Genomic DNA, 16,670 nt, shown 5'->3' on the forward strand with positions numbered 1-16,670 from the left:
ATATTCTTTACTGAGATGGATTTTCTTTTTTAGTTCGTGCCAATCTCAAGGCACGATTTGGATTGAGGCGATTAAATAGTTCTTCCAATTTCTTTTCATTCCAAACATCTGCGGCAGAAACAAAATTGCCATCCGCATCTCGGAAAGATATCGGTTTATCTCCCATACCAGTCTCCTAGTCTACAAATTCAAACTCAAATTTACCAATGCGGACCAAGTCACCATCTTTAGCACCACGCGCACGAAGGGCTTCATCAACCCCCATACCACGAAGCTGGCGGGCAAATTTCATGACTGATTCGTCACGATCAAAGTTGGTCATATTAAAGAGTTTCATGAGTTTTTCACCAGAAAGCACCCATGTCGCATCGTCATCACGGCTAATTTCAAAGGCTTTCTCTTCCTCGTCAAATCCATAGTAAGCTTCTTCTTCCATATCTGACTCGTCATAGAGCAAGAATTCTGGTGTCTTGTCTAACAATTCAGCTGTCGCATCCAAAAGCGTAGCCAAACCTTGCTTGGTCAATCCAGAAATTGGGAAAATAGCTGGTAACTCTTCAAATTCATCGTAGTTTTCAGCCAATTTTTTCTTAAATTCTTTAAGATTTTCTTGACTCTCAGGCATATCCATCTTATTGGATACAATGATCTGTGGACGCTCCATGAGACGAAGATTGTATGACTCCAGCTCTTTATTGATAGCTAGATAGTCCTCATAAGGATCACGGCCTTCGCTAGCTGACATATCAATAATATGAAGAATGACACGTGTACGCTCAATGTGACGGAGGAACTGGGTTCCCAAACCAACACCTTGACTAGCCCCTTCAATCAAACCTGGCAAGTCGGCTACTGCAAAGGATTCACCTGATTGGGTGCGAACCATACCTAGATTGGGCACAATTGTCGTAAAGTGGTAGGCACCAATTTTAGGTTTAGCAGATGTGATAACACTTAAAAGTGTTGATTTCCCTACAGATGGGAATCCTACTAAACCGACATCTGCCAAGATTTTTAGTTCCAATTGTAACTCACGTTCCTGACCTGGTTCTCCATTTTCAGAGATTTCCGGTGCAGGATTTTTTGGTGTTGCGAAACGAATATTTCCACGTCCACCACGACCACCGTGGGCAACGATAAATTCTTGACCATGTTCAATCAAATCTGTCAAGATCTTGCCAGTCTCTGCATCACGAACAGTCGTACCTTGTGGTACTCGAACTCTAAGGTCCTCAGCACCTCGACCATGCATCCCTTTGGTCATCCCTTTTTCACCAGAATCAGCCTTGAAATGACGATTGTAGCGGAAATCCATGAGAGTACGTAGACCTTCGTCTACAACGAAGACGACATTACCTCCACGACCACCGTCACCACCCCAAGGACCGCCATTAGGGACATATTTTTCACGGCGAAAGGCAACCATGCCATCGCCACCATTACCAGCCTTAACCTTGATCTTGGCTGTATCTAAAAACATACTCATTTTTTCTTCTCACTTTAAAAAAGGGCTGGGAAATCCCAGTCACTAAATTTTCTTGAATCTATTTTATAGATTACTGAGGGCACCAATTGCAGTTGCAAAAATTCCCAATAAACTTGCTACTAGCATGATAATCACGATAAACAAGGTTATTTTCTCAAACAAGGTTTTTTTACGATTTCCATTATCTCCAAATGCCATTTTTCTCTCCTTCGTTACATTCTATTTTCTATTATCTTAGCATGAATTGAGCTAGTTTTCAATAGTCAGTTGATACAGGTGCAATAATCCATAAAATGATATAAGCTACAATTCCTGCTCCGTAACCAAAAGCAAGAACACCCCATATTACACGAACAATGGTAGGATCTATATCAAAATAATAAGCCACACCGGCACAAACACCAGCAATCTTTTTATCACGACCACTTCTCATTAATTGTTTTTTCATAGCTTTTCCTCTTTCTATTCTTCATGGTCTTTCCAATAATCTCTTATGCTGATTAACTGTGTTTTTGAAGCCTTCAGCATACGTCTAGAGCCTTTTACCGGTACAGCGACCACCTTTTGCGGAAGATACAAAACTGTCTTAAAAATACGCTGACTGACCGTATCATCTTTTGCTAAATCTTTCTGGAAATTATTTGAAATAATGGCATCCAGATAAAACTCATGTACCCGTTTTCCAAAGTTTTCAGCTGAAATCTCATACAATTTTGCTGACAAGGTATTCTCATTCATGTCTGGCGTTGCAATCAGGGCTTCTAAAATAGCTCCAGCCAAATCATGTTCTCCATAATACAAGGTTCCAAACATTTTATCACTAATCAGATTGTCCAGATAAGGATTTCCGTGAGCAATGACAGGCGTTCCACTAGCCAAGCTTTCCAAGTAGGTCAAACCTTGGGTTTCACTTGTAGATGCCGAGATGAAGAAATCTGCCGCCTTATAGTAAAGAGCTGTCTCACTAGGAGCAATCATCCCTGTAAAGATGACGGAGTCTTGAATCTCTAGTTTTTTGGCTTGCTCTTTGAGGTCATCCAGATAAGGACCGTCCCCAGCTACCACCAATTTAACCTTGTCCTCCTCTTTCAGAACTTCTGCAAAGGCTGCTAGTACTGCTTGAATATTTTTTTCATAAGAAATTCTGGAAAGACTAAGTAGCATCTTTTCATCATCTTGAATACCTAGTTTACTACGAAGTTCTTTCAAATTTTCCTGCTTGATTTCAGGACGCTCAAACTTAGCTAATTCAATCCCTGTTGGAATGACTCGTTTTTCAACCTTGACTTTATAGTCAGATAGCAAGTCTCGGACAATCTCACTCGGGCAAATGACTCCATCCACATCATGCAAAAAACCTCTAACCAGATACTTGACCATACTAGGACGAATCAACATCCCCTTGGCAATATAATGGACATAGTCTTCATACTGGGTGTGATAGGTATGGATGACTGGAATCTTCAATTCACGCGCAATCCAAATCCCCAACAAGCCTAAAGAAAATTCTGTCTGGGTATGAATAATATCCAGCTGATATTGTTTAGCAATTTCAAGCGCCTTACTGAATCCTCGATAGGCAAAGCGGCGATCTTTAAAAGCAAAGAAGGGAACACTTGGAATGCGGATAATTTGCCAATCTTCGTAGCGATTGACATCCTTATCTGTCGTTGTAAAGATAAAAACAGCATGTCCCTGCTTTTCAAGTTCTGTTTTCAAAGTTCGAATACTGGTCGCAACACCTGAAACCTGAGGAAAATAGGTATCTGTAAATAAACCAATTCGCATAGATTACCTCACTTTTTACTTTCTCCCTAAAGCGGCTTGTTTTTCATAAAAGTCCAACCAGATTTGTAACAGATGTTCTTCAGAATACTCTCTAGAAATATTCTTAGCTTTTTCTTTGAGGTCTTTTAAAGCAGCAGGATTTGCTTGATATTCTAAAATAGCTTCTTTCATCTCTTCTCTATCTGCTGTTGCTCGATAATTTCCCTCCAAAATCACCTTATAGAGATCTAAATCACGCAACATAATCGGAGCTTCACAACTGGCAGCCTCTAAAATCGTCATCGGAAAGAGTTCATTGTAACTAGGCAACAAGAAAAGATTCGCTAGGGCATACAATTCGCGCATCCGCTCTGGCGACACAATGCCTGGAAACATCAAATTTTCAGGTGGATTTTCCATGATTTTCTTGTAGCGTTCATAACCATCTGTCATGCCACCAAAAGAGAAACCGCCCGCCCAGATAAAGGTAATCTGCGGCAATTCCTCAGCCAGACGGATAAAATCGTCAATCCCTTTGCGTTTCTGAACTTGACCAGCACCTACTACGATAAACTGATTGTCACTAAGACCTAGCTCTGTACGCAGTCTGACTACCTCTTCTTGTAGTAGAGGATGCCATTTTTCCTTGTTGACAAAGTTAGGGATATAGGTCACTTTTTCACGTGGAATACCAGCTGCCACCAAATCCTCGATAAACATAGGATTGACCACAACCAAGTGCTCCATCCGGTTGTAAAAAGAAAATACATAGCGTTTCACAATTCCCTTTAAGAAAAATGGAATTTTCAAACTCCCCTCAAGTGTATCAGGCAAGAAATGCACATAGCCAATTTTCCTTCCTGAGCGTTTCTTTTGAAATGTTGACAAATAATAGGGGAAATCAATTGTATGAAAGTGAGTCACATCTGCCTCTACTGGAAGATTTTCTGTAACAATCAATTGGTCCTTGGCATCACGGTGAAGAAGACGAACTAATTCACGGTAGGCACCTGAAACTCCTTGTCCTGCCACTTTCTCACTTGAACTCAACATATTGATGCGTAATTTCTTTTTTTCCATAACTACTATTATATCATTTTCTTTGAATAAAATCAGCAAAAGAAAGGAGAGACTAGAGGAAAAGAGGGGGAAATTTCCTCGCTCTTCCAATAATCTCTCACATGCTTTTATTTGTTTACTTAATGCCTAGGGCAATGCGTGCATAGCGACTCATTTTTTCAACTGTCCAGGCTGGATACCAGACTAATTTAACCTCAGTATCCGTTACTTCTGGTACCTCTGTCATGGCATCATAAATCTGGTCTGTCAAAAGGTCTGCCAGGGGACAACCCATGGTTGTCAAAGTCATATCAATCTCTGTTTGCCCTGTGTCGCCATCGAAACGAATCTCATAAATCAAACCAAGATTGACAATATCGATTCCCAACTCAGGGTCGATAACTTCTTCCAAGGCTGTTAAAATGCGTGTTTTGATGTTTTCGATTTGCTCTTCTGTATAAGCCATATTTATCCTCACTCTTAGTCTTCAATAAAATCACGAAGCGGTTTGCTGCGACTTGGTTGGCGTAGTTTTCTCAAAGCTTTAGCTTCAATCTGACGGATACGCTCGCGAGTCACGTTAAAGACTTTCCCCACATCTTCAAGAGTGCGCATTTTCCCATCATCTAGTCCAAAACGTAGACGCAGAACATTTTCTTCACGGTCTGTAAGAGTATCTAAGACTTCATCCAACTGCTCACGCAAGACGATACGAGTCGTATAATCCACTGGATTTTCAATCACTTCATCTTCGATAAAGTCTCCAAGATGGCTATCATCCTCTTCACCGATAGGAGTTTCAAGGGATACCGGTTCTTGGGCAATCTTCAAGATTTCACGAACCTTATCAGGTGTCATATCCATACGTTCAGCGATCTGTTCTGGTGTCGGATCTTGTCCCAATTCTTGAAGGAGATTCCGCTGTTCACGGACCAATTTATTGATGGTTTCAACCATGTGGACTGGGATACGGATAGTACGAGCTTGATCTGCAATAGCACGAGTGATGGCCTGACGAATCCACCAAGTTGCGTAAGTTGAGAACTTGAATCCTTTAGAATAATCAAACTTGTCAACAGCCTTCATCAAGCCCATATTTCCTTCTTGAATCAAGTCAAGGAACTGCATACCACGACCGACATAGCGTTTGGCTATAGAAACAACCAAACGAAGGTTTGCTTCAGCAAGACGTTGTTTGGCTTCGATATCACCAGCTTCAACTGCTAGTGCCAATTCTTTTTCCTCTTCATTGGTCAAGAGAGGAACGACCCCGATTTCTTTCAAGTACATACGAACAGGGTCATTGACCTTAGCCGAAGTTGACCCAATCAAGTCCTCATCGCTGAGTTCTGGCTCTTCTTCAGTGCTAAGAACACGCGCACTTGGATTTCCTTCGTTATCTGTGATAGAAATTCCTGCATCTTGAATCCGTTGCAAGAGATCTTCAATCCCATCAGCGTCCAAGGTAAAAGGAACGACAAGACTAGCATTGATTTCATCATCTGTTGCTGTCCCTTTTTGCTTATGATTACGGATAAATTCTGCTACTTGTACATCAAATGTTGTTACTTCTTTTTGTTTTGTTGCCATTATTACTCCATTCTTCTCTTTTGGGAAATTAAACGTTCCAATTCTTCTAGGGCTGTATCTGTATCTCCTACATGGCTAGCTTCCTGCACCTTCTTTTTGATTCTCATATTGTCCTGATTCAAGAGAGCCTTGTTTCGAGTCATTTCTACTTCACTAAGTTCCTGTGGCGATATCTCAGCAGGTAAATCCTGAGCTAAAACCTGATACCAAGCTCTTTCAACTTCATCTGTCTGTTCTGCTAAAACTTCCGGAGGAAGATTGCCATACTGACCAAGCAAGTCATATAGGACCTGAAATTCAGGTGTAGCAAATGCAAAGTCTTCTCGCAAGCGGTAATCGTTCAAAACAAGAGGAGATTCCATCATTCGATAAAGTAGATGGGCTTCTGCCCTCATAATAGCCGATAACTGCTTGGTGACAGGCATAGTGATTGTCGTCAGTCTGGAAATCCCTTCCATGCGATTCTGCCTTTGCGCCTGACGACTCTCATTCACAATCTGCTCAATCTGGGCATAATCAAAGGACACCAGACTGTCAGCTAAAATATGAATATAGCTGTTTTGAGCAGTGATAGACTTTTCTTGAACAATCAAAGGAGCTATTTTTTCAATAAACTCAATCTGAGCCTGCAGATTTTCACTGTTTTCAGGTTTGTACTGATGAATGTAAAACTCAACCGGACTAATACGAGTTTTCGTTAACAGATAGGCCAAATCTTCTGGACCATTTTTTTGTAGATACTCATCCGGATCCAAATTATCAGGTATGCTAACGATTTGCACAGGCATATCACTAATTTCGTCCAGCGCTTTCAATGTAGCAGCTTGCCCAGCCTTATCACCATCATAAACAAGAACCAACTTCTTGGTCAACCTTTTCAGATGCTCAACATGCTCACGACTTAAAGCTGTTCCCATAGATGCGACAGCATTTTCGATTCCAGCCCGATAGGCTGCAATGACATCCATGAATCCTTCCATCAGATAAATCTCACTGGCTTTTCCAGAAGATTTTTTAGCCCTATCCATATGATATAATTCGTAACTTTTGTTAAAAATTGCAGTCGATCGGCTATTTTTATACTTAGAAGTTTGTGAATCCGTTTTCTGCCAGATACGACCTGAGAAGGCAATAACCTTTCCCTGGTCATTGGTCAGGGGAAACATAATCCGATTGTGAAAGGTGTCTACAAATTGATTGGCATCTGAGAGGTAAAATAGTCCCGAATCCAAGAAATCCTCTTCACGATACTGACCAGCCAAACGTTGATAGAGATAGTTTCGTTCTGGAGGTGCTAAACCAATCCGAAAATGCTTGAGCACTTCATCTGTCAAACCACGCTGATAAAGGTAGTTTCTGGCCTCTTCCCCCATAGTCGTTGTCATGAGAATGGCATGATAAAATTTGGCAGCATCTTCGTGCATATCATAAAGAGCTTGGTGAGGTGAGACTGGCTTCTGCTCACTATAAAGCGGTTTTTCCACCTCAATCCCAACACGCTGACCTAAGATTTGGACAGCCTCCATAAAGGGAACCCCTTGGTACTCCTCGATGAACTTAAAAACATCACCAGAGCGACCACAACCAAAACAGTGATAAAACTGCTTGTCCTCTACAACGTTGAAAGAAGGTGTTTTTTCACCATGAAAAGGACAGAGCCCTAGATAGTTCCGTCCTGCCTTTTGTAAAGAAATCACATCACCTATGACTTCCACAATGTTGGCATTGTTTTTGATTTCTTCAATGACTTGTTTGTCAACCATACACAATACCTCCATGTTATCATAGTTTACTTTATATAGTATACTTTATTTCAGAAAAAAAGTAAACCATTTCACTCATTTTCCCTACTTTATTCAAAGAGTTGATAATAATCAGAGATTTTCATTTTTGCTTTTTCTTCTTGATTCAAATCTTGAATAATTTGTCCTTCTTTCATGACAATCAAGCGATTGCCATACTTAAGAGCATCTTCCATGTGGTGGGTAATCATAAGCGCTGTCAACTGGTCTTTCTTGACAAATTCATCCGTCAATTCCATCAAGGCCACACTGGTCTTTGGATCAAGGGCTGCAGTATGCTCGTCTAACAAGAGTAATTCAGGACGCTTCAATGTTGCCATCAAGAGACTCAAGGCTTGTCTTTGACCACCTGATAAAAACTCAATCGGTGTATTCAAATGTTTCTCAAGACCATTCCCTACTTTTTCAATGGTTGCCTGAAACTCATCCTTATAGCTAGCCAGACGTCTTGGTAACAATCCACGCTTTTCACCACGAAACTTGGCAATCAAGAGATTCTCTGCCACTGTCATACGAGGAGCTGTTCCCATCTTTGGATCTTGGAAGACTCGAGACAGATACTTAGCGCGCTTCTCTGGTGAAAACTTGGTAACATCCTCACCTAAAATACGGATAGTTCCACTGGTTAATGATAAGGTTCCTGCAATGGTGTTAAAGAGTGTCGATTTCCCAGCACCATTTCCACCTAAAATCGTGATAAAGTCCTGTTCAAAAATTTCTAAGGAAACATCATTTAAAATAATCTTTTCTTCATCAAAGCCATTTTTAACGACTTTGGTTGCATTTTTTAATTCTACAATTGCTGTCATTTGCTTAATTTGGCTCCTTTCAAGATTGTTTGCTTAAATGTTGGAATCATGAGGCAGACTGCTAAAATCACTGCACTGTATAGACGAAGGTAACTTGTGTTAAAGCCAAGCGCGATAACTGCCCATACTAAGAATTGATAGGCGATAGAACCGACAACGATGGTAACCAAACGCTCTGCCAAGCTCAAGCTCTTAAAGATAACTTCTCCAATAATCAAACTTGCAAGCCCCACAACGATAACCCCGATTCCTCGAGACACATCGGCATAGCCTTCTTGCTGGGCAATGAGGGCACCTGCAAGGGCAATCACACCATTTGATAAAACCAAGCCCATAAGCTCCATGCGCCCAGTATGAATCCCGAAACTTCTAGCCATATCAGGATTGTCACCTGTAGCAATATAAGCTTGTCCGAGTTTAGTGTCCAAGAAAAAGAGCATGAGAACAATGACAAGACTGACAAAGATAAGACCTGTCAAGAGTTGATTCAAGTCTGAATCAAAAGGCAAGACATCCTGAATTTGCTTAGTTCCAAGCAAACCTAAATTCGCACGTCCCATAATCAAGAGCATAATAGAGTGACAGGAAGTCATCACCAAAATCCCTGAGAGCAAGGTGGGGATCTTCCCTTTTGTATAAAGAAGTCCTGCTGCCATACCAGCCAAACAACCTGCTCCTACAGCAAGCAGTGTCGCTAAAAAAGGGTTCACGCCTTTCGTTATCAGAGTGACAGCAACAGCTCCCCCAAGAGGGAAGGAACCTTCTGTTGTCATATCTGGAAAGTTCAAAATCCTAAATGTCATAAAGATCCCCAGACCTAAAATAGCCCAGACAAATCCTTGAGAAATAATAGATAATATCATTTGTTTCTTAACCTTTTCTATATGATTTTTATTGTAAAAAATTGGAGGAGATGTCCCCAACTCCTCCATTACAGATTATTCAATCACTTGTCCTGCTTCTTTTAAAACTGATTCAGGAATCGTAATACCTAGCTCTTGTGCCAATTTTTTGTTAATTACTGACTTACCAGTTGAAAATACATTGACTGGAGTATCGGCTGGTTTTGCACCTTTCAAGACTTGTGCAATCATTTTACCAGTTGCCACACCGAGATCATGTTGGTCAACTACAACTGATGCCAAGCCACCTGCTTCTACCATGGCAGTAGCGCTTGGATAGATTGGCTTTTTAGCTGATTGATTGCTTGATACAACTGTTGAAAACGCAGATGCAATGGTGTTGTCGATTGGAACCCAGATAGCATCAACCTTGCTAGTCATAACGTTAACTGTTGAAGCAATTTCATTTGTTGAAGGAACAGCAAATGTTTCAACTGTCAAACCTGCTTTTTCAGCAAAAGCCTTAAATTCTTCTACCTGTGTTTTTGAATTGTCTTCGCTGCTTGAGTAAAGAGCTCCGATTGTTTTCACATTTGGTGTCAAAGCTTTGATGAGTTCAACTTGTTGTTGAGCTGGATTGTGGTCAGACACCCCTGTAATGTTGCCACCTGGTTTTTTCAAATCTTTGACCAAGTTAGCACCAATTGGGTCTGTAATAGCAGCCATGATAACCGGTAGGTCTTTTGTGGCACTAGCCAAACCTTGAGCAGCTGGTGTCGCAATACCAACCACAAGGTCATTCCCATTTGCAACCAATTGTTTACTCATTGTCGCAACCTTACTTTGGTCACCTTCTGAGTTCATAAAATCGATTTTAACTTGATCATCTTTATATCCTTCTTCTGCAAGTCCATCTTGGATCCCTTTATAAATCAAATCAAGAGATGGATGGCTCACAAACTGAAGGACACCAACTTTGGCAACTTTCTTCTCATTCTTAGCTTCTGGTTTATTCATTGAAGAGTAAATCAAGCTTCCTGCTACTAAGACTGCTAATGCAGCGATAATTCCAATTAAACGTTTATTTTTCATTCTATTTCTCCTTTTTATTTCCTTTAATATATTTCACTTATCTAAACAAGCGACGCCATCGTTTTCTTTCCATACTAACCTCCATCAAAAAATCCTCACACAAAAAACTTGTGTGAGGACGTCGATGCGCGGTACCACCTCAATTATAGGGAATTTCCCTATCGCTCTGTCTCGCAATAACGAGATGCACTGTAAGGTGTGCTCACCGAATTTTTATGATTTCAAATTCTAAATAACATTCAGCCCAATTTTCATCATCATCACTTATCTGTTTTCAGCTACCACAGACTCTCTTGAAAGTTTGTACGATTACTTTTCTGAATGGTTAAATTATATCATTTTTAAACTACTTGTCAATAGTCTATTAGAATTTTTTTGATATTCACTCTTGAAAATTATCAACCTGAATTACGCAATCCTGTCGCAATTCCGTTGATGGTGATATGAATCAATCGTTCTTGATCACTTGACAATTCTCCACGACGTTGGCGTTTAATCAACTCTAACTGAATATAGTTGAGAATATTAAAGTAAGGCATACGGTAATCCAGACTAGCTTTTAGATATGGATTGTCAGCTAAGAGTTCGTCATGTCCTTCAATAGCCAAGATAACGTTCTTAGTAATTTGCCATTCATTTAAAATAGTCTCATAGATGGCCTTAACTTGCTCATCTTCACAAAGTTTAGCATATTCAAAAGCAATATTCATATTTGATTTTGACAAAACCATATCAACATTTGAAAGAAGCGATTGGAAGAAAGGCCAATTTTGGTACATATCTCGTAAGATAGCAATATTCTCTGGATTTTTATCGATAAATTCCTTGAAGCTTGAACCAACCCCGTACCATCCAGGGAACATAACACGACTCTGTGACCATGAGAAGACCCAAGGGATGGCACGCAAACCACCGATTTCAGTAATCGTCTTACGAGCGGCTGGACGAGAACCAATATTAAAACTTGAAATAGCCTTGATTGGACTTGACTCGAAGAAATAATCATAGAAATGCTCATTACCAAAGACCAAATCACGGTAGATATCGTAACTACGGTCCACTACTTGATCCATAATGGCTTCATAACGATTTGAGGTATTGGTATCGCTCTTCTTCTGAGTAATCATACGGTTAATAGCTGCCGATACTAGCATTTCAAGATTATAGTAAGCGGCGTCTTTATTACCGTATTTATTCCCAATTACTTCACCCTGCTCCGTCAAGCGGATACGATCCTTGATAGACTTGAGCGGTTGAGATGTGATGGCTTCATAGGTTGGCCCACCACCACGACCGACAGTACCACCACGACCATGGAAAAAGGTAACCTTAACGCCAAATTCATCTCCAATAGCAGTCAATTGTTGTTGAGCCTTGTAGAGGGTCCAACATGATGACAAGTAACCGCCATCTTTATTACTGTCAGAGTAGCCAAGCATGATTTCTTGGTAGTTATTTCGTGAGGCAATCCATTTTTTGGCAAGGCTAAGAGAAAGATATTGTCTCATTGTTTCCTCTGAATGATCCAAGTCTTCAATTGTTTCAAAAAGGGGAACAATCTGAACACGCGCCCTTTCCGTATCCACCAGTCCTACTTCTTTTAATAAAATAGCTAATTCTAGCATATCAGAAAGGCTGGTTGCATGTGAAATGATGGTCTGACGGATGACATCATCTCCCAACTTATCTTTCAAAACACGAGCCGTCTTAAAAATAGCTAGTTCTTTTGCTAATAATTCTGATTTTTCTGCGTGAGTCGCAGAAAGAATTCGTGGATCTTCTTCTAATTCTTTCAAGAGAAGGTCACACTTTTCTTCTTCGCTCAACTCGCTATAGCGAGAATGAATTCCTGCTGATTTCAAGAGTTCTGCCACACAGGCTTCATAGACGCTAGAGTCTTGTCGCATATCAATTGATGCTAGGTAAAAACCAAATATCTCTACTGCCTGCAATAATTCCACAAAATCACCTGAAATCAAGGACCCGCCCTTATTTTCCAGTAGAGAATCTCGAATGGCAATCAAATCCTTGTAAAAATCATTGGCGGTTTCATAACGAGTCCCAACTTCCTTATCATCAATCAGATAGGTTTTAGTTGCCTGAATTTTTGATTGAATATCAAACAAGGCACGACGGTAAAGCTCTTTTTCGCGATAAATCGAGTTATCCTTGGATTGACGAGCCATTTCTCTGACTTGCTTACTTACATTGACAATGCTAGTTGAAAGAGAAAATTCACGATAAAGTTGGTAAATCTTTTCATCGTAGTAGTTCATGATGACTTCACACTGAGTGAGTGCAGACTGCTTCAAGGTCTCTGCTGTAACAAATGGATTTCCATCACGGTCACCACCTATCCACATACCCATGGTGATCGGTTTAGCCTGTTTTAAATTCAGCCCATGGGCTTGCGCTAAGCGCTTATACTCCGTCGTCAAGTGAGGTACAGCTTTCAAAAAGGAGCTGTTGTAATATTCCATAGCATTCGTGATTTCGTTAGTCACTTTTAATTTTTTCTCACGAATCATGTCTGTCTGCATGATAATTTCGATGTAACGACGCAAATCATTGTGCCATTTTTCTTTATTGATCAACCCCAACTTAACATCACGGTATTTACGCAAAAGACTATGAATATGATTTGTTAAATCCAACATACTTTTGCGTTGCACTTGTGTTGGATGGGCTGTCAAAACAGGGACAACATTCAAGTGTTCAAGAATTTCAGCGGCATTTTCTTTTTCAGCAACCATTTTGATCGTTGTTGATAATTTACCTAAATAGTCCTGATCAATATTATTTTGATGATTGATTTCATAAGCTAAATCCACATCCTCTGAAATATTAATCAAAAGAGGCAAGATAGAGAAATAGCGTGAAATATAGACCATTTCATCATTTGATAAGCTAGTCACTAGACGGTTTAGACCTTGATAATCTTCCTGCGTTGATAATTCTTTCAACTGCATGATTTTTTCAAAGGTCTCTGGGGCAAGCATATTTTTAGTAATATCTTCCAGCAATTCTGTTAGAATCAATACTTCTTCTTGCACAACACTTTTATTACTATAATTTTCTAATTTTTGAAGAGACATAGACTATCCTTTCTTTATTCTACTTCACAGAAGGTTCATTGGTTGATTTTCCAATTCTCGGTACAACTTAGCGCGTTTTTCACTGGCATCAATATTTAAGACAAAGGCCACTGCCACTGATAAGACTAGAAGACTATTTCCACCCTGGGATAAGAAGGGAAAGGTTACTCCTGTGGATGGAATCAAGCCCGAAATCCCTCCGATATTGACAAATACCTGAACCAACATCATCCCTCCGACACCGAGTGCAACCATGGCATTGAAAGGATTCTCCGCTCGGATACCGACCAAGATAATCCGCAAAATCATGAAAAACAAGAGAGCTAAAATCAGACTGGCACCAACAAAGCCAAATTCTTCAATCACGATAGAAAAGACAAAGTCTGTATGAGCCTCTGGTAAATAACCTCGTTTTTCAATCGAGTTCCCAAGACCTAGACCAAACCAACCACCATTGACCATGGCAAAATAAGAATTAGATAACTGGTGACCCGCATCCGCACGATCGGCAAAAGGATTAAAAAAGGCACTAAAGCGCTTGGCTACATAGCCAAATACTGGAATTTTTGAAAAGGTCTCAACACCGATTAGGCTGATAGTGGTCAAGACAAAGACAGAAGCGGCAGATACGAGCGCCAGAATGGTTGAAAACCAGCGATAAGCGATTCCACTAACTGTATACATAATCAAGGAAACCAAGACTAAAATAGTCGCATTCCCTAAATCAGGGAAAATTCCCAAACTTCCAATCAGAACTAGGAGAACGAATCGCCAATCATTAAAAGCACGAGGAAGCCATTGATTTTGAGTCAAAACTTGAAAATCATAAATAGCTATTTCTTCTTGCTGTTTGGAGAATCGGTGAGCCAAATACCAAATAATAATGATTTTTAAGTACTCAGCTGGCTGAATAGTTACTCCTGCAACCGAAATCCAACCGTATGCCCCGTTTACGGAAATACCAATAAAACGAGCCAAGAACAATAAAACCATTTCTATCAAGATAACTAAAATGATTAGTCGCTCATTTCTCAAAAAATCTAGTCTTAATTTATAAATTAAGGCAATCAATATTAAACTAAATACCCAAAACATTCCCTGATTTCGAACCAATTGGAGGGCACTTTTACCTTCTTCAATAAGAATGGCACTAGTTGTGGAATAGACTACAATCAAGCCCAAAATAGATAAAAGTAAGTAAGGAACTAGGATAGAATAGTTTAATAGGTGCCTTTTACTAATCTTCATAGTATCACCAATCTAATGAGAACAACACAATTGCTTCCCAAATTCCGTTTGTTTTCTAGTTTTGATTGCTATTATACCATTTTTTCCGAAAGAAAAAAACTCTTATCCATCAGATAGACCATTTTTGTCATAAGAAAAAGAGCACTTGGCTCTTTTCTGTTTTATTCTTTTGAAGAACTACTTGAGCTTGAATCGCCACCACCGATATATTGGGTAAAGATATTTTGGAAGGCTTGGTCTTTAACCTTGATATTGGCTGCTTGCAATTCTTTTCCGATAATACTTTGAACAAATGATGCGTCGTTTTGTTTTTGAGTTAAGATAACAGTTTTTAATTTTTCTTTGTAATCGTCAATATTAGATGATTTCTCTGTTTTCTTAATCAGTTTAACAATGTAATATTGACTGCTGTAGGCTTGTGTTCCAGTAACACTAATCACATCAGAAACACCGTTTACATCTAAAGCAAAAGCTGCTTTCTTAACTTGATCTGGTACTTCTGTTGAAGCAGAGTCAAAAGTGATTTCTCCACCATTTGCTTTAGTTTTCTCATCTGTTGAATTATCTTTGGCTAATTGAGCAAAGTCTGCATCGCTAGCTTTGGCTTTTTCAAGAATTTCTTTGGCCTTGTCTTCATTGTCCAAACGGATAATTTGAGCAGTCACATCTGGAGTGTACTCGTCAAAGGCCTTCTTATAGGCATCATCTGTCAATTCAGCTTCTGCTGCTTTCTTAACTGCCAACTCAACCAATTTACTTGTACGAATTTGAGCTTTACGTGTTTCAAGAGTCATTCCTGCTTGTGACAAGACACGTTGGTAGTTTTCACCATATTGTTTTTCTTCTTCGGCAATAGTGTCGTTGACTTCTTTGTCATCTACTTCTGAACCGTATTGTTTCTCAAATACTTTTTGGATAGTCAAGTTCAACAACACTTGTTGAGCTGAAGGATTGCTTTTCACTTGCTCATAAAATTGATGTTCTGTGATAACATCTCCTTTCATGCTGATAAGATCTGCTCCTTCTGAACCTTTCGAACAAGCTGCTAAAGTTGCTACTGATAATAGTATAATGGCACCTGCCAATAGTTTTTTCTTCATGTCTACTCCTTTGAGATAAGTATTACCCTATCTATTTTACTATATTTTCTTAAATTTTTCTGAAAATCATTCGCTGTCAGGCAATTGAACGTCTGCTACATTTTTACGAAGCATGAGAATGCCGTCCCCTAAAGGTACTAGTGTTGCGGTGAGTCCTGGATTGTCTAAGGTTGCATCAAATAGTCTTTGAAGTCCTCTGTATATAGTTCGCTGACCTCGACGAACTTCCATAATATCCTTGGCAACATCACCACCTTGGAAAATATCATCCAAGACAACCACACCTCCAACGTCCAAATGTTTGAGGATTTCTGGCAGAAAGACGATGTATTTAGACTTAGCAGAATCCATAAAGACGAAATCATAGGACTCTGTCAAGGTAGATAAGACATCTACCGCATCTCCTTCTAGGAGCGTAATTTGCTTGCGACTGTCAAACTGGGCAAAATTTTCCTTGGCAAAACCAATCATTTCTGGATTGCGGTCAATGGTTGTAATCTTGGCATTTGGCGCATGTTCTGCCATCAAGAGGGCTGAAAACCCGATGGCCGTCCCAATTTCCAGAATGTTTTTAGGTTGCATGGTTTCCATGAGAAAACGGAAATAAGCAACCGTTTCATGGGGAATAATGGGAATATTTTCCTTGCGGGCAAAGTCTTCCAATTCTTTCAAGGAACCTGTGACTTGCTTTTGACGCTGACGCATCAAGTCCACAATTTCTTCTTTGACAACAGGACGACGCATGTTATGGTTGGCATTCTTACTATACGATTCAACCAT

The 16,670-nt window shown here is 39.9% G+C and carries 16 protein-coding genes and 1 other annotated feature; all 16 genes read right to left on the bottom strand.

Annotation, left to right across the window (positions count from 1 at the left end; translation table 11 throughout):
- Nucleotides 1–7: 7 nt before the first annotated feature.
- A complete protein-coding gene (locus HMPREF9957_RS10795) occupies nt 8–166 on the bottom strand; it encodes a hypothetical protein (RefSeq protein WP_001808548.1) in 159 nt (52 codons plus the stop codon).
- Between the two features lie 9 nt (nt 167–175).
- Complete coding sequence (gene obgE / locus HMPREF9957_RS10800; RefSeq protein ID WP_004242705.1) at nt 176–1,486, bottom strand: GTPase ObgE; 1,311 nt, start codon at nt 1,484–1,486, stop codon at nt 176–178.
- Nucleotides 1,487–1,549: 63 nt separating this feature from the next.
- Nucleotides 1,550–1,684, bottom strand: coding sequence for a DUF4044 domain-containing protein (locus tag HMPREF9957_RS10805; RefSeq protein ID WP_000863855.1), 135 nt, complete (start codon nt 1,682–1,684; stop codon nt 1,550–1,552).
- A gap of 58 nt (nt 1,685–1,742) precedes the next feature.
- A complete protein-coding gene (locus HMPREF9957_RS10810; RefSeq protein WP_025170725.1) occupies nt 1,743–1,919 on the bottom strand; it encodes a PspC domain-containing protein in 177 nt (58 codons plus the stop codon).
- Nucleotides 1,920–1,948: 29 nt separating this feature from the next.
- Complete coding sequence (locus HMPREF9957_RS10815) at nt 1,949–3,274, bottom strand: glycosyltransferase family 4 protein (protein ID WP_001219423.1); 1,326 nt, start codon at nt 3,272–3,274, stop codon at nt 1,949–1,951.
- A 15-nt stretch (nt 3,275–3,289) separates the two neighbouring features.
- Complete coding sequence (gene cpoA / locus HMPREF9957_RS10820) at nt 3,290–4,333, bottom strand: alpha-galactosylglucosyldiacylglycerol synthase (protein WP_000412292.1); 1,044 nt, start codon at nt 4,331–4,333, stop codon at nt 3,290–3,292.
- Between the two features lie 115 nt (nt 4,334–4,448).
- On the bottom strand, nt 4,449–4,778 hold the full coding sequence (locus tag HMPREF9957_RS10825; protein WP_000331929.1) for a metal-sulfur cluster assembly factor: 330 nt from the start codon (nt 4,776–4,778) through the stop codon (nt 4,449–4,451).
- A gap of 14 nt (nt 4,779–4,792) precedes the next feature.
- A complete protein-coding gene (gene rpoD / locus HMPREF9957_RS10830; protein ID WP_000201907.1) occupies nt 4,793–5,902 on the bottom strand; it encodes an RNA polymerase sigma factor RpoD in 1,110 nt (369 codons plus the stop codon).
- A 2-nt stretch (nt 5,903–5,904) separates the two neighbouring features.
- Entirely contained in the window at nt 5,905–7,665 is a 1,761-nt protein-coding gene (gene dnaG, locus HMPREF9957_RS10835; protein WP_000227875.1) for a DNA primase, read from the bottom strand.
- Between the two features lie 89 nt (nt 7,666–7,754).
- The gene (locus HMPREF9957_RS10840) at nt 7,755–8,513 is read right to left on the bottom strand and encodes an ABC transporter ATP-binding protein (protein WP_000125440.1); all 759 of its coding nucleotides are present in this window, start codon (nt 8,511–8,513) and stop codon (nt 7,755–7,757) included.
- On the bottom strand, nt 8,510–9,376 hold the full coding sequence (locus tag HMPREF9957_RS10845; protein ID WP_025170726.1) for an ABC transporter permease: 867 nt from the start codon (nt 9,374–9,376) through the stop codon (nt 8,510–8,512). Before HMPREF9957_RS10845 ends, HMPREF9957_RS10840 begins: the two co-directional genes overlap by 4 nt.
- 75 nt (nt 9,377–9,451) lie before the next feature.
- Nucleotides 9,452–10,447 (bottom strand): tryptophan ABC transporter substrate-binding protein, encoded by a 996-nt coding sequence (gene trpX, locus HMPREF9957_RS10850; protein WP_000792149.1) that lies wholly within the window; start codon nt 10,445–10,447, stop codon nt 9,452–9,454.
- A gap of 111 nt (nt 10,448–10,558) precedes the next feature.
- Nucleotides 10,559–10,776: a binding site (T-box leader), on the bottom strand.
- Between the two features lie 69 nt (nt 10,777–10,845).
- On the bottom strand, nt 10,846–13,542 hold the full coding sequence (gene ppc / locus HMPREF9957_RS10855) for a phosphoenolpyruvate carboxylase (protein WP_000058209.1): 2,697 nt from the start codon (nt 13,540–13,542) through the stop codon (nt 10,846–10,848).
- Nucleotides 13,543–13,566: 24 nt separating this feature from the next.
- Nucleotides 13,567–14,790, bottom strand: a complete 1,224-nt coding sequence (ftsW, locus tag HMPREF9957_RS10860; protein WP_000703367.1) for a cell division peptidoglycan polymerase FtsW — start codon at nt 14,788–14,790, stop codon at nt 13,567–13,569.
- Between the two features lie 161 nt (nt 14,791–14,951).
- Complete coding sequence (gene prsA / locus HMPREF9957_RS10865) at nt 14,952–15,890, bottom strand: peptidylprolyl isomerase PrsA (RefSeq protein WP_000727932.1); 939 nt, start codon at nt 15,888–15,890, stop codon at nt 14,952–14,954.
- Nucleotides 15,891–15,956: 66 nt separating this feature from the next.
- Nucleotides 15,957–16,670, bottom strand: a complete 714-nt coding sequence (locus tag HMPREF9957_RS10870) for an O-methyltransferase (protein WP_029689930.1) — start codon at nt 16,668–16,670, stop codon at nt 15,957–15,959.

It is taken from the genome of Streptococcus mitis SK1080, assembly GCF_000220085.1.
Classification (GTDB): domain Bacteria; phylum Bacillota; class Bacilli; order Lactobacillales; family Streptococcaceae; genus Streptococcus; species Streptococcus mitis_K.

Coding starts and splice junctions, on each gene's coding strand:
- HMPREF9957_RS10795 (WP_001808548.1), bottom strand. CDS start 166: ATGGGAGATAAACCGATATCTTTCCGAGATGCGGATGGCAATTTTGTT.
- obgE (WP_004242705.1), bottom strand. CDS start 1,486: ATGAGTATGTTTTTAGATACAGCCAAGATCAAGGTTAAGGCTGGTAAT.
- HMPREF9957_RS10805 (WP_000863855.1), bottom strand. CDS start 1,684: ATGGCATTTGGAGATAATGGAAATCGTAAAAAAACCTTGTTTGAGAAA.
- HMPREF9957_RS10810 (WP_025170725.1), bottom strand. CDS start 1,919: ATGAGAAGTGGTCGTGATAAAAAGATTGCTGGTGTTTGTGCCGGTGTG.
- HMPREF9957_RS10815 (WP_001219423.1), bottom strand. CDS start 3,274: ATGCGAATTGGTTTATTTACAGATACCTATTTTCCTCAGGTTTCAGGT.
- cpoA (WP_000412292.1), bottom strand. CDS start 4,333: ATGGAAAAAAAGAAATTACGCATCAATATGTTGAGTTCAAGTGAGAAA.
- HMPREF9957_RS10825 (WP_000331929.1), bottom strand. CDS start 4,778: ATGGCTTATACAGAAGAGCAAATCGAAAACATCAAAACACGCATTTTA.
- rpoD (WP_000201907.1), bottom strand. CDS start 5,902: ATGGCAACAAAACAAAAAGAAGTAACAACATTTGATGTACAAGTAGCA.
- dnaG (WP_000227875.1), bottom strand. CDS start 7,665: ATGGTTGACAAACAAGTCATTGAAGAAATCAAAAACAATGCCAACATT.
- HMPREF9957_RS10840 (WP_000125440.1), bottom strand. CDS start 8,513: ATGACAGCAATTGTAGAATTAAAAAATGCAACCAAAGTCGTTAAAAAT.
- HMPREF9957_RS10845 (WP_025170726.1), bottom strand. CDS start 9,376: ATGATATTATCTATTATTTCTCAAGGATTTGTCTGGGCTATTTTAGGT.
- trpX (WP_000792149.1), bottom strand. CDS start 10,447: ATGAAAAATAAACGTTTAATTGGAATTATCGCTGCATTAGCAGTCTTA.
- ppc (WP_000058209.1), bottom strand. CDS start 13,542: ATGTCTCTTCAAAAATTAGAAAATTATAGTAATAAAAGTGTTGTGCAA.
- ftsW (WP_000703367.1), bottom strand. CDS start 14,790: ATGAAGATTAGTAAAAGGCACCTATTAAACTATTCTATCCTAGTTCCT.
- prsA (WP_000727932.1), bottom strand. CDS start 15,890: ATGAAGAAAAAACTATTGGCAGGTGCCATTATACTATTATCAGTAGCA.
- HMPREF9957_RS10870 (WP_029689930.1), bottom strand. CDS start 16,670: ATGGTTGAATCGTATAGTAAGAATGCCAACCATAACATGCGTCGTCCT.